The sequence below is a fragment of the Streptomyces sp. NPDC060049 genome, from assembly GCF_042736715.1.
Taxonomy (GTDB): Bacteria; Actinomycetota; Actinomycetes; order Streptomycetales; family Streptomycetaceae; genus Streptomyces.
Window position 1 is genome coordinate 151805 of record NZ_JBHWVV010000013.1, and the last position, 17331, is coordinate 169135.

Here is a 17331-nt window from a genome sequence, read left to right on the forward strand (position 1 = left end):
CCCCTGATGACTGAGAACACCGCCGGCCGCACCCCGCTGATGGCGGGCAACTGGAAGATGAACCTCAACCACCTCGAGGCCATCGCCCACGTCCAGAAGCTCGCCTTCGCCCTCGCCGACAAGGACTACGACGCCGTCGAGGTCGCGGTCCTGCCGCCCTTCGTCGACCTGCGCTCGGTCCAGACCCTGGTCGACGGCGACAAGCTGAAGATCAAGTACGGCGCCCAGGACATCTCGGCGCACGACTCCGGCGCGTACACCGGCGAGATCTCCGGTCCGATGCTGTCGAAGCTGAAGTGCACGTTCGTGGCCGTCGGCCACAGCGAGCGCCGCCAGTACCACGGTGAGGACGACGGGATCTGCAACGCCAAGGTCAAGGCCGCCTACAAGCACGGGATCACCCCGATCCTGTGCGTCGGCGAGGGTCTGGACATCCGCAAGGCCGGCCAGCAGGTCCAGTACACGCTGAACCAGCTCGACGGCGGCCTCAAGGACGTGCCGGCCGAGCAGGTCGAGTCCATCGTGATCGCCTACGAACCCGTCTGGGCGATCGGGACCGGCGAGGTCGCCACCCCCGAGGACGCCCAGGAGGTCTGCGGCGCCATCCGCGCCCGCCTCGCGGAGCTGTACTCGCAGGAGCTTGCCGACAAGGTCCGCATCCAGTACGGCGGCTCGGTCAAGTCCGGCAACATCGCCGCGATCATGGCCCAGCCCGACGTCGACGGCGCCCTGATCGGCGGCGCGGCGCTGGACGCGGACGAGTTCGTGAAGATCGTGCGCTTCCGCGACCAGTGAGCCTCATCGTGAGTATGCGGTAGGGCGGATCCGTCGTACCCTTGCGGGGGCCGGAAGGCTGGACCACCAGCCGCCGGCCCCCGTGCTCGTTTTTTCGCAATGCGGGAAAGCCCAGAAAGCCAGAAAGTAGGAATCAGCCGTGATTATGGGGTTCTCGATCGCCCTGGTCGTCTTCAGCGCCCTGCTGATGCTGCTCGTGCTGATGCACAAGGGCAAGGGCGGCGGCCTTTCCGACATGTTCGGCGGCGGCATGCAGTCGTCGGTCGGCGGCTCCTCGGTCGCGGAGCGCAACCTCGACCGCATCACCGTGGTGATCGGTCTGCTGTGGTTCGCGTGCATCGTCGCGCTCGGTCTGCTCATGAAGTCCAGCAGCTGAAGCGTTCTGGCCATTCCGGCAGTCCGGTCGGCTCTCCCCGGCCTATCATGAGGTCCGGCGTTCACGTCTGGAATGGGTAACTCCGTTCACTGGACGCGCGTTGGGCCTTACGTAGACTTGGGCGCCCGCGACGGAATCCACTCACGTTTCGCGGCACCATCACGCAGGGAGTTACGACCGTGGCAAGTGGCAACGCGATTCGTGGCAGTCGGGTCGGAGCGGGGCCGATGGGCGAGGCCGAGCGCGGCGAGTCCGCGCCCCGCCTGCGCATCTCCTTCTGGTGCTCGAACGGGCACGAGACGCAGCCGAGCTTCGCCAGCGACGCACAGGTGCCGGACAATTGGGACTGCCCGCGCTGCGGGTTCCCCGCCGGCCAGGACCGGGACAACCCGCCGGCGCCGCCGCGCACCGAACCGTACAAGACGCACCTGGCGTACGTACGGGAGCGGCGCACCGACGCAGACGGCGAGGCGATCCTCGCCGAGGCGCTCGCCAAGCTGCGCGGCGAGATCTGACGCGTCCCCACCGACATGACTAAGGCCCGGCCCGCAGGAGTTCTTCTCCTGCGGGCCGGGCTGCTTTGTGTCGGTTGCGCCGCTTCCTATCCCTTAGGTTGGGGAACGGCGGGGCACGACAGGACGGAAGAAGTGGGTTGATGTCCGAGATGAACGCAGACAGTCGCACGAAGCTCAACCGGACCCCCGAGTGGCTGGCACTCGGCAAGCACCGGGACGAGCTGGGACAGACGCATCTGCGGGAGCTGTTCGCGGCGGATCCGGGCCGGGGCGCCGGCTACACCCTGCGGGTCGGGGACCTGCACATCGACTACTCGAAGCACCTCGTGACCGACGAGACGCTGACGCTGCTGCGGGCACTGGCGGCCGCGACGGGCGTGGCCGAGCTGCGCGAGGCCATGTTCCGCGGCGAGAAGATCAACACGACCGAGGACCGGGCGGTCCTGCACACCGCGCTGCGCGCCCCCCGGGACGCGGTCGTCGAGGTGGACGGCGAGAACGTCGTCCCCGGCGTCCACGCGGTCCTCGACAAGATGGCGGCCTTCGCCGACCGGGTCCGGTCGGGGGAGTGGACGGGCTACACCGGCAAGCGCATCAAGAGCGTCGTCAACATCGGCATCGGCGGCTCCGACCTCGGTCCGGCGATGGCGTACGACGCGCTGCGCGCCTTCACCGACCGCGAGCTGACCCTGCGCTTCGTGTCCAACGTGGACGGGGCCGACCTGCACGAGGCCGTGCGCGACCTCGACCCGGAGCAGACGCTCTTCATCGTCGCGTCGAAGACCTTCACGACGATCGAGACCATCACCAACGCGACGTCGGCGCGGCAATGGCTCCTCGCGGGCCTCGGCGGCGAGCAGGCGGCCGTGGCACGGCACTTCGTGGCGCTGTCGACCAACGCCGAGAAGGTCACCGACTTCGGCATCGACCCGGCCAACATGTTCGATTTCTGGGACTGGGTCGGCGGGCGCTACTCCTTCGACTCCGCGATCGGCCTCTCGCTGATGGTCGCGATCGGCCCCGCCGCCTTCCGGGAGCTGCTGGACGGCTTCGCGGCCATGGACCACCACTTCCGTACGGCTCCGCCGCAGGAGAACGCACCGCTGCTGCTGGGCCTGTTGGGGATCTGGTACGGCGCGTTCTTCGACGCACAGTCGCACGCGGTGCTGCCCTACAGCCACTACCTGTCCCGCTTCACCGCGTACTTGCAGCAGTTGGACATGGAGTCCAACGGCAAGTCCGTCGACCGCGAGGGCAATCCGGTGGAATGGCAGACCGGTCCTGTGGTGTGGGGCACGCCCGGCACCAACGGCCAGCACGCCTACTACCAGTTGATCCACCAGGGCACGCGGGTGATCCCCGCGGACTTCATCGGCTTCGCGCGGCCGGTGGCCGAACTGCCGCCCGCCCTGGCGGCCCAGCACGACCTGCTGATGGCGAACTTCTTCGCCCAGACGCAGGCGCTGGCCTTCGGCAAGACGGCGGACGAGGTCCGGGCGGAGGGCGCCCCGGAGTCCCTGGTCCCGCACAAGACCTTCGCGGGCAACCACCCGACGACCACGATCCTGGCGCCCGAACTCACGCCGTCGGTGCTGGGCCAGCTGATCGCGCTGTACGAGCACAAGGTGTTCGTCCAGGGCGCGGTGTGGAACATCGACTCCTTCGACCAGTGGGGCGTGGAGCTCGGCAAGGTCCTGGCCAAGCGCATCGAGCCCGCGCTCTCCGCGGGCGAAGAGGTACCCGGCCTGGACGCCTCGACGCGCGCTCTGGTGGCGACGTACCGCTCGCTGCGGGGCCGCTGACCGGCGGCCCGGTCCCGTGACGCGACGGGGCCCGCCCTCCGGCTCGGGAGGGCGGGCCCCGTCGTGTGCGGACCGGTCAGGCCGAGGCCGGGGGATACATGGCCGGGGGCAGCTTCGCGGCCGCCGCGCGGTCGAGGAGCCACAGGGTGCGGGAGCGGCCGTACGCGGCCGCGGCCGGAGCCTGTACCTCGCCCGCCCCGCCCAGCGCGATCGCCACCGCGCCGGCCTTGTCCTCGCCCGCCGCGAGGAGCCAGACCTCGCGTGCCGCCCGGATCGCCGGGAGGGTGAGCGAGACCCGGGTCGGCGGCGGCTTCGGCGCGCCGTGCACGCCGACCACCGTGCGCTCGCTCTCGCGGGCGGCCGGGTGCTCCGGGAAGAGCGAGGCCACGTGCGTGTCGGGGCCGACGCCCAGCATCAGGACGTCGAAGCGGGGGACGGGTCCGTGGTCCTCGGGGCCGGAGGCCCGGCGCAGCTCCGCCGCGTACGAGGCGGCCGCCGCGTCCACGTCGGCCCCGTACGGGCCGTCGGAGGCGGGCATGGCGTGGACCCGCGCGGGGTCCACGGGGACGGCGTCCAGCAGGGCTTCGCGGGCCTGCACGTGGTTGCGCTCGGGGTCGTCGGCGGGCAGGTACCGCTCGTCGCCCCACCACAGGTCGATCCGGGACCAGTCGATGGCGTCCCGGGCCGGGGCCGCGGCCAGCGCGGCGAGCAGGCCGTTGCCGTTGCGACCGCCGGTGAGGACCACCGACGCGGTGCCGCGGGCCGCCTGCGCGTCCACGATCTTGGTGATCAGCCGGGCGGCCGCGGCCTGGGCCATCAGCTCCTTGTCCCGGTGGACGACGACCTGAGGTGTCGTCATGCCCATGTGCTGCCGCCTTCTTGTCGGTTCTGGATCCGGAGGCGCTGCGCGGAGCCTTCCCCCACCCGACCCCACCCGACCCCTCCCGGAGCCCGGGAGGGGTCGGGCGGGGCGGGCAGAGCCCCGCGCAGCGGCCCCGTGCGTGCTACTTCGCCGCGGCCTTCTTGGCCGGCTTCGCCGGAGCGGGCTTCGCCGGAGCGGCAGGGGTCTCGGCCTCCGCCTTGGCCTTGGCCGAAGCCGGCTTCGGGGCCTCCGCCTTGGCCGCCGACGGCGCGGCCGGAGCGTGCAGCCGGGCCACGCCGAACTTCAGCGAGGACTCGTACGTGTTGTCCGGGTCCAGCCGGCGCAGCTCCTCCGCGAGCAGCTCCGCCGTGTCGCGCCGCTTGAGCGCCACCGCACGGTCGGGCTGTCCCGGCATGCACAGCGTGGCCAGCGAGCCGTCCGCCCGGTCCAGGACGATCTCGCCGTCCTTGGTCTCCAGGCGGACCGCGGTGAGCCCGGGACCCGACGAGGAGGTGCGCTTGACGGGCACCTGCAGCCGGTCCGCGAGCCACATGGCCAGCAGTTCGCAGCTCGGGTTGTCGTCCTCGCCCTCCACGGTCGCCGAGGCCACCGAGTGGGTCTGCTGGTCGAGGGCGGCAGCCAGCATGGAGCGCCACGGGGTGATCCGGGTCCAGGACAGGTCCGTGTCACCGGGGGCGTACGCCGCGGCACGGGTGCCGAGCGCCCCGATCGGTTCCTCGGTGGAGTAGGTGTCCGTGATCCGTCGCTGGCCGAGCGCCCCCAGGGGGTCGCCCGCCAGGTCCTGCGGCGCGCCCTCGGGCCACCAGACGACGACGGGCGCGTCCGGGAGGAGCAGGGGGAGGACCACCGACTGGGCGTGGTTGACCAGTTCGCCGTGCAGGCGCAGGACAACCGTTTCGCCGGTGCCGGAGGCCGTCCCGACGCGGACTTCCGCGTCGAGACGGGCGCCCTGGCGACTGCGCGGCGAGCGGCTGACCCGCTTGATGACGACGACGATCCGCGAAGGGTGCTCGCGGGACGCGTCGTTCGCCGACTTGAGCGCGTCGTACGCGTTCTCCTCGTCGGTCACGATCACCAGCGTGAGGACCATGCCGATGGCGGGCGTGCCGATGTCCCGGCGCGCCTGCACCAACGCGGAGTTGATCTTGCTGGAGTTGGTCTCCGTGAGATCGATCTTCATGGCCGGCGCCAGCTCCGTCCGTCTCGTGCGAGCATCTCGTCCGCCTCGACCGGCCCCCAGGTGCCCGACGGGTACTGCGCGGGCTTGCCGTGCGAGTCCCAGTACTTCTCGATCGGGTCGAGGATGTTCCAGGACAGCTCGACCTCCTGGTGGCGCGGGAAGAGGTTCGCGTCACCCAGCAGGACGTCGAGGATCAGCCGCTCGTACGCCTCGGGGCTCGACTCCGTGAAGGACTCGCCGTAGGCGAAGTCCATCGTGACGTCCCGGACCTCCATGGAGGTGCCCGGAACCTTGGAGCCGAAGCGCACCGTCACGCCCTCGTCCGGCTGGACCCGGATGACCAGGGCGTTCTGCCCCAGCTCCTCGGTCGCGCCCGACTCGAACGGCAGGTACGGGGCCCGCTTGAAGACGACCGCGATCTCGGTCACCCGGCGGCCCAGGCGCTTGCCGGTCCGCAGGTAGAACGGGACGCCCGCCCAGCGGCGGTTGTTGATCTCCAGGCGGATGGCCGCGTAGGTGTCGGTCTTCGACTTGGGGTCGATGCCGTCCTCTTCGAGGTACCCGACGACCTTCTCGCCGCCCTGCCAGGCCGCCGAGTACTGGCCGCGCACGGTGTGCTTGCCCAGGTCCTCCGGCAGCTCCACGGCGGTCAGCACCTTGAGCTTCTCGGCCACCAGCGCCTTGGGGTGGAAGGAGCCGGGCTCCTCCATCGCGGTGAGCGCCAGCAGCTGGAGCAGGTGGTTCTGGATGACGTCGCGGGCCGCGCCGATGCCGTCGTAGTAGCCGGCCCGGCCGCCGATGCCGATGTCCTCGGCCATGGTGATCTGCACGTGGTCGACGTACGACCGGTTCCAGATCGGCTCGAACATCGTGTTGGCGAAGCGGAGCGCCAGGATGTTCTGGACGGTCTCCTTGCCCAGGTAGTGGTCGATCCGGAAGACCTCGTTGGGCGGGAAGACGTCGTGCACGAGCTGGTTGAGCTCCTGCGCACTGGTCAGGTCGTGCCCGAAGGGCTTCTCGATCACCGCGCGCCGCCAGGAGCCCTCCTTCTGGTCGGCCAGCCCGTGCTTCTTGAGCTGGGCGACGACCTTGGGGAAGAACTTCGGCGGGACGGACAGGTAGAAGGCGAAGTTGCCTCCGGTGCCCTGCGCCTTGTCGAGCTCCTCGATCGTCGACTTCAGCGTCTCGAACGCCTGGTCGTCGTCGAAGTCGCCCTGGACGAAGCGGCAGCCCTGTACGAGCTGCTGCCAGACCTCCTCGCGGAAGGGGGTGCGCGCGTGCTCCTTGACCGCGTCGTGCACCTCCTGCGCGAAGTCCTCGTCCTGCCACTCGCGGCGGGCGAAGCCGATCAGCGAGAAGCCCGGCGGAAGCAGGCCGCGGTTGGCGAGGTCGTAGACGGCAGGCATCAGTTTCTTGCGCGACAGGTCACCCGTAACGCCGAAAATGACCAGGCCGGACGGCCCCGCGATGCGCGGGAGCCGCCGGTCCTGTGCGTCACGAAGCGGGTTCGCTCCGTTCACAGACAAAATGTTCAGGCCTCCGTGGGGGCGAGGCGCTCAAGCTCCGCCTCGGTCGACTTCAGCAGGTCGTTCCATGACGCCTCGAACTTCTCGACGCCCTCGTCTTCGAGCAGCTGCACCACATCGTCGTACGAAATGCCCAGCTTCGCGACCGCGCCGAGCTCGGCGCGCGCCTGGTCGTAGGTGCCGCGGATGGTGTCGCCGGAGACCTCGCCGTGGTCGGCGGTGGCCTCCAGAGTGCCCTCCGGCATGGTGTTGACCGTGCCGGGCGCGACCAGGTCCACCACGTACAGGGTGTCCTTGTACGCGGGGTCCTTCACGCCGGTCGAGGCCCAGAGCGGGCGCTGCTTGTTGGCGTGCGCCTTGTCCAGGGCGGCCCAGCGCTCGGTCCCGAAGACCTCTTCGTAGGCCTCGTAGGCCAGACGGGCGTTGGCGAGCGCCGACTTGCCCTTGAGGGCCTTGGCCTCGTCGGTGCCGACGGCGTCCAGGCGCTTGTCGATCTCGGAGTCCACGCGGGACACGAAGAAGGAGGCGACCGAGTGGATCTTGGAGAGGTCCAGGCCCGCGGCCTTGGCCTTCTCCAGGCCCGCCAGGTACGCGTCCATGACCTCGCGGTAGCGCTCCAGCGAGAAGATCAGCGTGACGTTGACGCTGATGCCCTTGCCGATGACCTCGGTGATCGCCGGCAGGCCGGCCTTGGTCGCCGGGATCTTGATGAGCGTGTTCGGGCGGTCCACCAGCCAGGCGAGCTGCTTGGCCTCGGCGATGGTCGCCGGGGTGTTGTGGGCGAGCCGGGGGTCGACCTCGATCGAGACGCGGCCGTCCTGGCCCTCGGTCGCGTCGTAGACCGGGCGCAGGATGTCGGCGGCGTCGCGGACGTCCGCCGTCGTGATCATGCGGATGGCCTCTTCGACGGTGACCTTGCGGGCGGCCAGGTCGGCGAGCTGCTGCTCGTACCCCTCGCCGCCGCTGATGGCCTTCTGGAAGATCGCCGGGTTGGTGGTCACACCGACCACGTGCTGCTGGTCGATGAGCTCGGCCAGGTTGCCGGACGTGATGCGCTTGCGGGACAGGTCGTCCAGCCAGATCGCGACGCCCTCGTCGGAAAGGCGCTTCAGTGCGTCTGTCATGGGGATTGCATCTCCTACTGGTCTTGGTGCGGACGTCAGCGTGCGGCGGCGGTGATCGATTCCCGGGCGGCGGCGGTCACGGCTTCGGCGGTCAGCCCGAACTCGCGGTACAGCACGGCGCCGTCGGCCGAGGCGCCGAAGTGCTCCAGCGAGACGATGCGGCCGGCGTCGCCGACGTAGCGGTGCCAGGTCAGGCCGATGCCGGCCTCGACCGCGACGCGCGCCCTGACGGACGGCGGCAGGACGCTGTCCTTGTACGCCTGGTCCTGCTCCTCGAACCACTCGACGGACGGCATCGAGACGACGCGCGCCGGGACGCCCTCGGCCTGCAGCGCCTCGCGCGCGGCGACGGCGAGCTGGACCTCGGAGCCGGTGCCGATGAGGACGACCTGCGCGTCGCCCCCCTCCGCCTCGAAGAGCACGTACCCGCCCTTGGCGGCGTCCTCGTTGCGCTCGTACGTCGGCACGCCCTGGCGGGTCAGCGCCAGACCGTGCGGGGCGCCCTTGCCGAACACCTTGGTGTGGCGCTTGAGGATCTCGCGCCAGGCGACGGCCGTCTCGTTCGCGTCGGCCGGACGGACCACGTTCAGGCCCGGGATGGCGCGCAGCGCGGCGACGTGCTCGACGGGCTGGTGGGTCGGGCCGTCCTCGCCGAGGCCGATGGAGTCGTGCGTCCACACGTAGGTGACGGGCACGTGCATCAGCGCGGAGAGGCGCACGGCGTTGCGCATGTAGTCGGAGAACACCAGGAAGGTGCCGCCGTAGATACGGGTGTGGCCGTGCAGGGCGATGCCGTTCATGGACGCGGCCATGGCGTGCTCGCGGATGCCGAAGTGGATGGTGCGGCCGTACGGGTCCGCCTCCGGCAGCGGGTTGCCCACCGGCAGGAACGAGGAGTGCTTGTCGATGGTGGTGTTGTTGGAGCCGGCCAGGTCGGCCGAGCCGCCCCACAGCTCCGGGATGACCGCGCCGAGCGCCTCGAGGACCTTGCCCGACGCGGCGCGGGTGGCGACGCCCTTGCCGGCCTCGAACACCGGGAGCTCGTCCTCCCAGCCCGCGGGCAGCTCGTTGGCGTTGATCCGGTCGAACTCGGCGGCGCGCTGCGGGTTCGCGGTGCGCCAGGCGGAGAACTCCTTCTCCCACGCGGCCTTGGCCTCGCGGCCGCGGTCGAGCGCCTTGCGGGTGTGCGCGAGGACCTCGTCGGAGACCTCGAAGGTCTGCTCCGGGTCGAAGCCGAGCACGCGCTTGGTGGCGGCGACCTCGTCGTTGCCGAGGGCCGAGCCGTGGGAGGCCTCGGTGCCCTGGGCGTGCGGGGCCGGCCAGGCGATGATCGAGCGCGCGGCGATGAAGGAGGGGCGCTCCGTCTCGGCCTTGGCGGCCTGGAGGGCCTGGAACAGGGCCTTCGGGTCGAGGTCGCCGTTCTCCTGCTGCGCGACGCGCTGGACGTGCCAGCCGTACGCCTCGTAGCGCTTGAGGGTGTCCTCGGAGACGGCCGTCTCCGTGTCGCCCTCGATGGAGATGTGGTTGTCGTCCCACAGCAGCACCAGGTTGCCGAGCTTCTGGTGGCCCGCGAGCGCGGACGCCTCGTGGGAGATGCCCTCCTGGAGGCAGCCGTCACCCGCGATCGCGTAGATCATGTGGTCGAACGGGGAGGCGCCCTGGGGGGCCTCGGGGTCGAACAGGCCGCGCTCGTAGCGGGCGGCCATGGCCATGCCCACCGCGTTGGCGATGCCCTGGCCCAGCGGGCCGGTGGTGGTCTCCACGCCCGCGGTGTGGCCGTACTCCGGGTGGCCGGGGGTCTTCGAGCCCCAGGTGCGGAAGGCCTTGAGGTCTTCCAGCTCCAGGCCGAAGCCGGCCAGGTAGAGCTGGGTGTAGAGCGTCAGGGACGAGTGCCCCGCGGAGAGCACGAAACGGTCGCGACCGACCCACTCCGGGTCCGCCGGGTCGTGCCGCATCACCCTCTGGAAGAGGGTGTACGCGGCGGGGGCCAGGCTCATCGCCGTACCGGGGTGGCCGTTACCGACCTTCTGAACCGCGTCGGCGGCCAGGATGCGGGCGGTGTCGACAGCACGCTGGTCCAGTTCGGTCCAGTCGAGCTCTGTGGTCGTCGGCTTGGTGCTCACCGTGGGTCAGGGCTCCTCTCCACATGTCTAGTCCCGGTGACGAACGGTGCACCGGCGCGTTTCCGAGCCTACCCCCGCAACGGCGTGCAGCTATTCGAGTACCCGCTGTCCGTTGCGGGAGTCTGGGCGCCGATCGGACCAACACGGGGCGACCCCCGCGCGGGGCGAGGTAAGGGCTACGTCTAGAGTGGCGTGGTACGCGCAGGCCTCACCGAACCCTTGTGTACCGCGGGGTTCGCGTCGGGGCTTGCTAGATTCTCTGTCAGGGGTGTGCGTGACGGCCGTCGAATCCCGTCCAGCGGGGGTGCTCGGGACCCCTCCCGTTCACCGGCCGTTCGGGGCCCGGGTCATGGCTTTCGTGGCTTTGACCAAGCCGCGGATCATCGAACTTCTGCTGATCACCACAGTGCCGGTGATGTTCCTCGCCGAACAGGGCGTGCCGTCGCTGCTGCTGGTCCTCGCGACCTGCTTCGGCGGCTACCTGTCCGCGGGCGGCGCCAACGCGTTGAACATGTACATCGACCGCGACATCGACGCGCTGATGGACAGGACCTCGCAACGCCCCCTGGTGACAGGCATGGTCAGCCCCCGCGAGTGCCTGGTCTTCGGTATCACGCTGGGTGTCCTGTCCACGCTGTTCTTCGGGCTGCTGATCAACTGGCTGTCGGCCGCGCTCTCGCTCGGCGCGCTCCTCTTCTACGTCGTGGTCTACACGATGCTGCTGAAGCGGCGCACCTCCCAGAACATCGTCTGGGGCGGCATCGCGGGCTGCATGCCGGTGCTCATCGGCTGGTCGGCCGTGAAGGACGAGGTCTCCTGGGCCGCGGTCATCCTCTTCCTCGTCATCTTCTTCTGGACGCCGCCGCACTACTGGCCGCTGTCGATGAAGGTGAAGGACGACTACGCGCGCGTCGGCGTGCCGATGCTGCCGGTCGTGGCCGGCAACAAGGCCGTGGCCAAGCAGATCGTCCTCTACAGCTGGGTGATGGTCGCGGTCTCGCTGCTGCTCACCCCGCTGGGGTACACCGGCTGGTTCTACACCTCCGTCGCCCTGGTGGCGGGCGGATGGTGGCTGTGGGAGGCCCACGCGCTCAACGCGCGGGCGAAGTCGGGACTGACGGGCGCGAAGCTCAAGGAGATGCGACTGTTCCACTGGTCGATCACCTATGTGTCGCTGCTTTTCGTCGCCGTCGCCGTGGATCCCTTCCTCCGCTGATTACTCGCCGGTAGCATGCCTTCCATGGCAGAAACCGAGGAGACCGCGAACACCGCGGCCAAGAAGCAGGACCGCAGGGCCGCGCGGCTGGCCAAGCAGATCGGCGCGTTCGCCAAGCAGCACGGCGGCGCCGAGGGCCAGCTCGCGCACATCGGCCAGGCCGGCACCCGGATCGTGCTCGTGGGCACGGACGGCGGCTGGGGCGACCTGGTGGCCCCGACCTTCGACACGGCGCGGCTGGCGGCCGAGAAGGCCGGCCTGACCCTTCACGAGGAGTTCGACGGCGAGTTCGCCGCGCGCGTGAAGACGGGGCCTTACGAATGGAGCCGCATGGCCGGCATGCAGCTCGGCGGAGCCGGGAAGCCCGCGGCCTGAGCGTGGCGCGGCACGCGCCGTCACCCGGCCCGTCACCCTCTCGGTCAACAGCGCGAGCAACACCTCACACCCCGCTCACCCGTTAGGACGTGTGGAAGCCCCTTCCTCACGTCCGCAACGGGATGCCCGGATGATCGAAACGCCGCCCCTGGTGGACCAGTACTGCCAGGGAGTGCTCCGCACGGAGCTGGGCCTCGCCACCTTCGAGGCCCAGCTGGTCCCATCGGCCGGCCCGCCCGCGGCCGGCACCACCCTCTTCGACACCCAGACCGGCTTCGCGCTGCGCCGCTGGTGCCCGCCGCTGCTCGGGCTGGAACCGCACTGCGCCCCCGCCCGCTACCTCGCCCGGCGACGCGAACTGGGCGCCGCCGAATCCGCCCGCAGGCTGCTGCGCGGCTCGGGGGTCGCCGCCCGGCTGGTCGACACCGGGGCGCCCGGGGACCTCACCGGGCTCAAGGAGCTGGCCCGGGCCGGCGACGGCGAGACCTTCGAGCTGGTGCGTCTGGAGCTGCTGGCCGAACAGGCCGCCGACACCTCCGGATCCGCGGCCGCCTTCCTGGCCAACCTCGCCGAGGCCCTCCACCACGCCGCCACCGGCGCCGTGGCCTTCACCTGCGGCGCCGGGCCGCACTGCGCGGACGCCCTCGCGGGCGCGCCCGAGCCGCCCGGTCCGGGCGAGGTGCACGGCGCGGCCGGGCGGTGGCTGGCCGGGCGGGCCAGGGGAGGGGCCGTACGGGACCCCGTACTCCTGCGCCACCTGCTGTGGAGCGCGCTCGCGTCCGGGCTGCCGCTCCAGCTGCACACGGGCGGGGACGCGGGGGAGCCGGGGCGGCTGACGGAGTTCGTGCGGGCGGCCGCCGGTCCGGGGACGCGGCTGGTCCTCCTCGGCGGCTACCCCTACCACCGGCAGGCCGCGCGGCTGGCGGCGCTCTTCCCCCACGTCCACGCCGACCTCGGCGCGGCCCTCGGACCGGCCGGGGGCCGGGCGGCCGAGGTGCTGGCCGAGTCCCTGGAGACCGCCCCCTTCGGGAAACTGATGTTCTCGGGCGGCGGGCGGCAGCTGCCCGAACTGCACGCGGTCGGCGCCCTCGCCTTCCGCGAGGCGCTCGGCCGGGTCCTCGGCGCATGGGTCGCCGAGGGGTCCTGGACCTGGCGGGACGCCGAACGGGTGGCGGCGATGGTCGCGGCGGGCAACGCGCGCCGCGTCTACCGGCTCGACGAGCGGAGCTGAGGCCCCGCGGTCGGGGTTACCCCCGGCTCAGACCGTGGTGAGCCGGGCGTCGCCCTGGGCCGGGATCCCGGCCTGGGCCGACGGGCGCTCCCGCAGGCTCAGCGCGACCCTGAGCACCGCGATCCACACGAGGCAGGAGCCGAGCATGTGCGCGGCGACCAGGGCCTCGGGCACCTGGGTGAGGTACTGGACGTAGCCGATGGCGCCCTGAGCGAGCAGCACGAGCAGCAGGTCCCGGGCGCGGGCCCGGGTGTCGTCGGGGGCGTCGGCCACGCGCAGCAGCAGCCACATCGCGACGGCGAGCGCGCACACCAGCCACGCGGAGACCGCGTGCACGTGGGCGGTCGTCGCCCAGTCGAACGGCATCCGCTTGATCTCGCTGCTGTCGCCGGCGTGCGGGCCGGAGCCGGTGACCACGGTGCCCGCCGCGATCAGTACGAGAGTGGACGCGAGGAGCGCCCACGAGAGCCCCCGCACCGGAGCGGGCACGCGCGGGCGGGCGGGTCCGTCGCCCTCGCGGGTGCGCTGCCAGGTGATCGTCGTCACCGCGATCAGCGAGGTGGCGAGCAGGAAGTGCCCGGCCACGCTGTAGGGGTTGAGCCCGGTCAGGACGGTGATGCCGCCCAGGACCGCGTTGCCCATCACCAGCGCGAACTGGACCCAGCCGAGCCGGGTCAGCGAGCGGCGCCACGGAACGGCGCAGCGTGCGGCGGTGATGGTCCAGCCAACGGCGGCGCACAGTACGTACGTCAGCATGCGGTTGCCGAACTCGACGGCCCCGTGGAAGCCCTGCTCCTGGGTCGCGATCAGGCTGTCGTCGGTGCACTTGGGCCAGGTGTCGCAGCCGAGACCGGATCCGGTCAGCCGCACCGCGCCGCCGGTGACGACGATGACGACGCTCATGAGCACCGCTGCGAACGCGGCCCGCTGGACGGTCCGGGGCGAGGGGGTCCAGCGGCTGGCGAGGTATGCGAGAGGGGTCAACACGGCCCTTATCGTACGCGGCGCCTTGTGCAAACTTTCACGAGGGGGTGGCGGCCTGGGCGTCGGGCCCGGCGACCATTCGGAAGCGGGCTCCGGCGGGATCGCCCTCCGCGTGCCACCAGACGCGGATCCGCCAAGAGGCGCCGTCGCCCGGGAAGTCGGGGGACGCCGCGAAGCTTCGCACCACTTCGGACGCTACGTCCTCAGCTGTCCTGTTTCGCACTTCTGCCCCGCTACGCCAAGGGTGCGGCTGCGCGTTCCACAGCCCGTCGGGGCCGCGCACCTCGATCCGCCACACCGCGAGCCAGGGGGTCACCTCCAGCATCGTGCGGACCTGGTCGGCCTCCAGTCGCAGCCGGACGGCGATCTCCTCCTCGGAGGCACCCTGGATCCGCGCGGCCACCACGGCCTGGGGCAGCAGCCGTTCGGGCAGCAGCCCGCGGGCGCGCAGGCCGGCCAGGGAGCCGAAGGCGAGGAAGCGCAGCCGCAGTTCGAGCTGGCGGCCTATGTGGTCCAGGGCCTCCTCGGCCTCCTGGGACTCCTCCGGGCCCGGAGCGGCGAGCAGCAGCCGCCTGAAGGCGCCCTCGGCGTCCACCGCCCAGGCCACGGACTCCTCGGCCAGGCCCAGCTCGGCGAGCCGGTCGCCGAGGAAGACCTTCGCCTGCGCGAGGCCCCGCTGGTTGACCGGGTCCTCCTGGTCCAGGGCCGCCCAGACCTCCACGGCGCTGCGCGTCAGGTCCCGGGCGCGCTCGCCGGCCGCCCGCTCCATGGCGCTCGGGCCGTTCTCGGCGCCGGGCCCGAGGGGGTGCTTGGGCAGCCGCTCCCCGTCACTGAGCGGCCAGGACAGCCAGACCCCCTGGTTGATCAGGCCCCGGGCGTACCACCGGGCGTACTCGGGGGCGTGCCCGGCGGCCTGCTGCGAGAACCGCAGCCCCTCCTCTATGGCGGCCAGCGCCCCGGCCCGGTCGCCGCCGGCGAAGCGGCGGGCCGCCAGGTCGCCCAGGCGCAGGCCCAGCCGGGCCGCGCACTCGGCGTCGGCGCGGGCCGGCTCGCGCAGCGCGCCGATCAGCTCGGCCAGCAGCGCGTCCGCCTCCGCCGGCTCCGCCTGAGCCGCGCCCGACCGGATCCGCGCCCACTGTTCGTCCAGCCGCAGAACGGCCTCCCGCTGCGCCATGCCCGCCCCCCGGCGTCTGTGGTGCGCTGTCGTGTGGAGGCGTCCATCCTCCTGCCGGTACAACGCTCAAGGGAAGGGATTCACTCCCAGCGGAACAGGCGCGCGGCGGCGCCCAGACCCAGTACCGCCCAGGCCGCCAGGATCGCCGCGTCGCCCCACGGCAGCGCGGCCCCGTGCTGGAGCACCTCGCGCAGTCCGTCCGAGAGCGCCGCGATCGGCAGCAGCCCGAGGACGCCCTGCGCGGCCTCCGGGAACTTCTCCATCGGCACGATCACCCCGCCGCCGACCAGCAGCAGCAGGAAGACCAGGTTGGCGGCGGCCAGCGTCGCCTCGGCCTTGAGCGTGCCCGCCATCAGCAGGCCGAGTCCGGAGAAGGCGGCCGTGCCGAGCAGGACCAGGGCGGCGACCGACAGCGGGTTGCCGTGCGGGGACCAGCCCAGCGCCAGGGCGATCGCCGTCAGCAGGGCGATCTGGAGCACCTCGGTGACCAGCACCGACAGGGTCTTGGCCGCCATCAGCGCCCAGCGCGGCAGCGGGGAGGCCCCGAGCCGCTTGAGGACCCCGTAGCGACGGTCGAAACCGGTGGCGATGGCCTGGCCGGTGAAGGCGGTGGACATGACGGCGAGCGCCAGGATGCCGGGGGCGAGGTAGTCCACGGACTTCTGCCCGCCGCCCTCCTGGAGGGGCACGCTGACGATGTCCACGGCGGAGAAGAGGGTCAGCAGCAGCGCCGGGATGATCACGGTGAGCAACAGCTGCTCGCCGTTGCGCAGGAGCATCCGCGTCTCCAGCGCGGTCTGCGCGAGGATCATGCGCGACACGGGCGCGGCCCCCGGGCGGGGGGTGAACGTACCGGCGCTCATGCGCGCAGCTCCTTACCGGTCAGTTCGAGGAAGACGTCCTCGAGGGTGTGCCTCTCCACCGAGAGGCTGTCCGGCATCACCCCGTGCTGCGCGCACCAGGAGGCGACGGTCGCCAGCAGCTGCGGGTCGACGTCGCCGACGACCCGGTAGACGCCGGGGGTGAGCTCGGCGGCCTGGGTGCCGTCGGGCAGGGCCTTGAGCAGCGAGGCGAGGTCCAGGGCGGGGCGGCCGGTGAAGCGCAGGGTGTTCTCGGCGCCGCCGCGGCACAGCTGGTCGGGGGTGCCGTGGGCGATGACCTTGCCGCAGTCGATGACGGCGACCTCGTCCGCGAGCTGCTCGGCCTCGTCCATGTGGTGGGTGGTGAGGACGACGCCGACGCCGTCCGTACGCAGTTCCCGTACGAGGTCCCAGGTCGCGCGGCGGGCCTGCGGGTCGAGGCCGGCGGTCGGCTCGTCCAGGAAGACCAGCTCGGGCCGGCCCACGACGGCCATGGCGAGGGCCAGGCGCTGCTGCTGGCCGCCGGAGAGCCGGCGGTAGGGGGTGCGGCCGCAGCCGCCGAGGCCGAGGCGGTCCACCAGGGAGGCCACGTCGAGCGGGTCGGCGTAGAGCTTCGCCATGTGGCTCAGCATCTCCACGGCGCGGGCGCCGGAGTAGACCCCGCCGGACTGGAGCATGACGCCGATGCGCGGGCGCAGGGCGTCGGCCTGGGTGACGGGGTCGAGGCCGAGGACGCGGACGGATCCGGCGTCGGGGCGGCGGTAGCCCTCGCAGGTTTCCACCGTGGTCGTCTTGCCCGCGCCGTTGGGACCGAGGACTGCGGTGACCGAGGCCCCGCGGACGGTGAGGTCCAGGCCGTCCACCGCTGTTCTGGGGCCGTACCGCTTCACCAGTCCGCGGATGTCCACGGCGGGGTCGTTGCTCATGGGGCTTGAGTCTACGGAGCCGGGAAAAGTCCCCGGGGCGGGGTCGCGGGTCCCGCCCTCCCCGGGCCGTCGGTTCGAACACGGCCTGGTGGACACGGCCCCTTCCGGCCCTCGCGACCCTGAACGGCCCAGCGGGTTCCGGTGATCTTTTTCCGCGAGGCCGCGGGAAGGCCCCCCTCTTTAGACGTCCTTTAGAGCCCCCTGCGTGAATTAGGTAACCCTTAGTGATGGAGGCCACGAG

General features: G+C 71.6%; 16 protein-coding genes. 7 read left to right on the forward strand and 9 right to left on the reverse strand.

Annotation, left to right across the window (positions count from 1 at the left end):
- Positions 1 to 6: 6 nt before the first annotated feature.
- The 4 genes from tpiA (at position 7) to pgi (ending at position 3488) form a co-directional block, all read left to right on the forward strand.
- Positions 7 to 795 (forward strand): triose-phosphate isomerase, encoded by a 789-nt coding sequence (tpiA, locus tag ACFWBY_RS24440; RefSeq protein ID WP_385341423.1) that lies wholly within the window; start codon positions 7 to 9, stop codon positions 793 to 795.
- Positions 796 to 940: 145 nt separating this feature from the next.
- Complete coding sequence (gene secG / locus ACFWBY_RS24445) at positions 941 to 1171, forward strand: preprotein translocase subunit SecG (RefSeq protein WP_266581313.1); 231 nt, start codon at positions 941 to 943, stop codon at positions 1169 to 1171.
- A gap of 179 nt (positions 1172 to 1350) precedes the next feature.
- Complete coding sequence (locus ACFWBY_RS24450) at positions 1351 to 1686, forward strand: RNA polymerase-binding protein RbpA (protein ID WP_078904317.1); 336 nt, start codon at positions 1351 to 1353, stop codon at positions 1684 to 1686.
- A 149-nt stretch (positions 1687 to 1835) separates the two neighbouring features.
- Entirely contained in the window at positions 1836 to 3488 is a 1653-nt protein-coding gene (gene pgi / locus ACFWBY_RS24455) for a glucose-6-phosphate isomerase (RefSeq protein ID WP_385341425.1), read from the forward strand.
- 76 nt (positions 3489 to 3564) lie between these two features.
- Here the strand turns inward: pgi and pgl are convergent, their stop codons facing one another.
- From pgl to tkt, 5 genes are all read right to left on the reverse strand, one after another.
- Positions 3565 to 4347: a 6-phosphogluconolactonase gene (gene pgl / locus ACFWBY_RS24460; protein ID WP_385341427.1), complete on the reverse strand. Its 783-nt coding sequence runs from the start codon at positions 4345 to 4347 to the stop codon at positions 3565 to 3567.
- 145 nt (positions 4348 to 4492) lie between these two features.
- A complete protein-coding gene (gene opcA, locus ACFWBY_RS24465; protein ID WP_385341428.1) occupies positions 4493 to 5551 on the reverse strand; it encodes a glucose-6-phosphate dehydrogenase assembly protein OpcA in 1059 nt (352 codons plus the stop codon).
- On the reverse strand, positions 5548 to 7080 hold the full coding sequence (gene zwf / locus ACFWBY_RS24470) for a glucose-6-phosphate dehydrogenase (RefSeq protein ID WP_385341464.1): 1533 nt from the start codon (positions 7078 to 7080) through the stop codon (positions 5548 to 5550). Before zwf ends, opcA begins: the two co-directional genes overlap by 4 nt.
- Before the next feature lie 2 nt (positions 7081 to 7082).
- Complete coding sequence (tal, locus tag ACFWBY_RS24475) at positions 7083 to 8201, reverse strand: transaldolase (protein WP_385341430.1); 1119 nt, start codon at positions 8199 to 8201, stop codon at positions 7083 to 7085.
- Between the two features lie 35 nt (positions 8202 to 8236).
- Positions 8237 to 10324: a transketolase gene (gene tkt / locus ACFWBY_RS24480; RefSeq protein ID WP_385341432.1), complete on the reverse strand. Its 2088-nt coding sequence runs from the start codon at positions 10322 to 10324 to the stop codon at positions 8237 to 8239.
- A 268-nt stretch (positions 10325 to 10592) separates the two neighbouring features.
- On the opposite strand from tkt, the gene ACFWBY_RS24485 reads away from it, so the two are divergent.
- The 3 genes from ACFWBY_RS24485 to ACFWBY_RS24495 all read left to right on the forward strand — a co-directional run bounded on the left by ACFWBY_RS24485 (position 10593) and on the right by ACFWBY_RS24495 (position 13146).
- Complete coding sequence (locus ACFWBY_RS24485; RefSeq protein ID WP_385341434.1) at positions 10593 to 11540, forward strand: heme o synthase; 948 nt, start codon at positions 10593 to 10595, stop codon at positions 11538 to 11540.
- Between the two features lie 24 nt (positions 11541 to 11564).
- A complete protein-coding gene (locus ACFWBY_RS24490; RefSeq protein ID WP_385341436.1) occupies positions 11565 to 11915 on the forward strand; it encodes a hypothetical protein in 351 nt (116 codons plus the stop codon).
- A 130-nt stretch (positions 11916 to 12045) separates the two neighbouring features.
- The gene (locus ACFWBY_RS24495) at positions 12046 to 13146 is read left to right on the forward strand and encodes an amidohydrolase (RefSeq protein ID WP_385341438.1); all 1101 of its coding nucleotides are present in this window, start codon (positions 12046 to 12048) and stop codon (positions 13144 to 13146) included.
- A 27-nt stretch (positions 13147 to 13173) separates the two neighbouring features.
- Here the strand turns inward: ACFWBY_RS24495 and ACFWBY_RS24500 are convergent, their stop codons facing one another.
- The 4 genes from ACFWBY_RS24500 to ACFWBY_RS24515 form a co-directional block, all read right to left on the reverse strand.
- The gene (locus ACFWBY_RS24500) at positions 13174 to 14163 is read right to left on the reverse strand and encodes a heme A synthase (protein ID WP_385341440.1); all 990 of its coding nucleotides are present in this window, start codon (positions 14161 to 14163) and stop codon (positions 13174 to 13176) included.
- Between the two features lie 4 nt (positions 14164 to 14167).
- The gene (locus tag ACFWBY_RS24505; RefSeq protein WP_385341442.1) at positions 14168 to 15304 is read right to left on the reverse strand and encodes a hypothetical protein; all 1137 of its coding nucleotides are present in this window, start codon (positions 15302 to 15304) and stop codon (positions 14168 to 14170) included.
- An 80-nt stretch (positions 15305 to 15384) separates the two neighbouring features.
- Positions 15385 to 16167: an ABC transporter permease gene (locus ACFWBY_RS24510; RefSeq protein ID WP_385341444.1), complete on the reverse strand. Its 783-nt coding sequence runs from the start codon at positions 16165 to 16167 to the stop codon at positions 15385 to 15387.
- Entirely contained in the window at positions 16164 to 17090 is a 927-nt protein-coding gene (locus ACFWBY_RS24515; protein ID WP_385341446.1) for an ABC transporter ATP-binding protein, read from the reverse strand. The genes ACFWBY_RS24510 and ACFWBY_RS24515 overlap by 4 nt, the downstream gene beginning before the upstream one ends.
- Between the last annotated feature and the right edge of the window lie 241 nt (positions 17091 to 17331).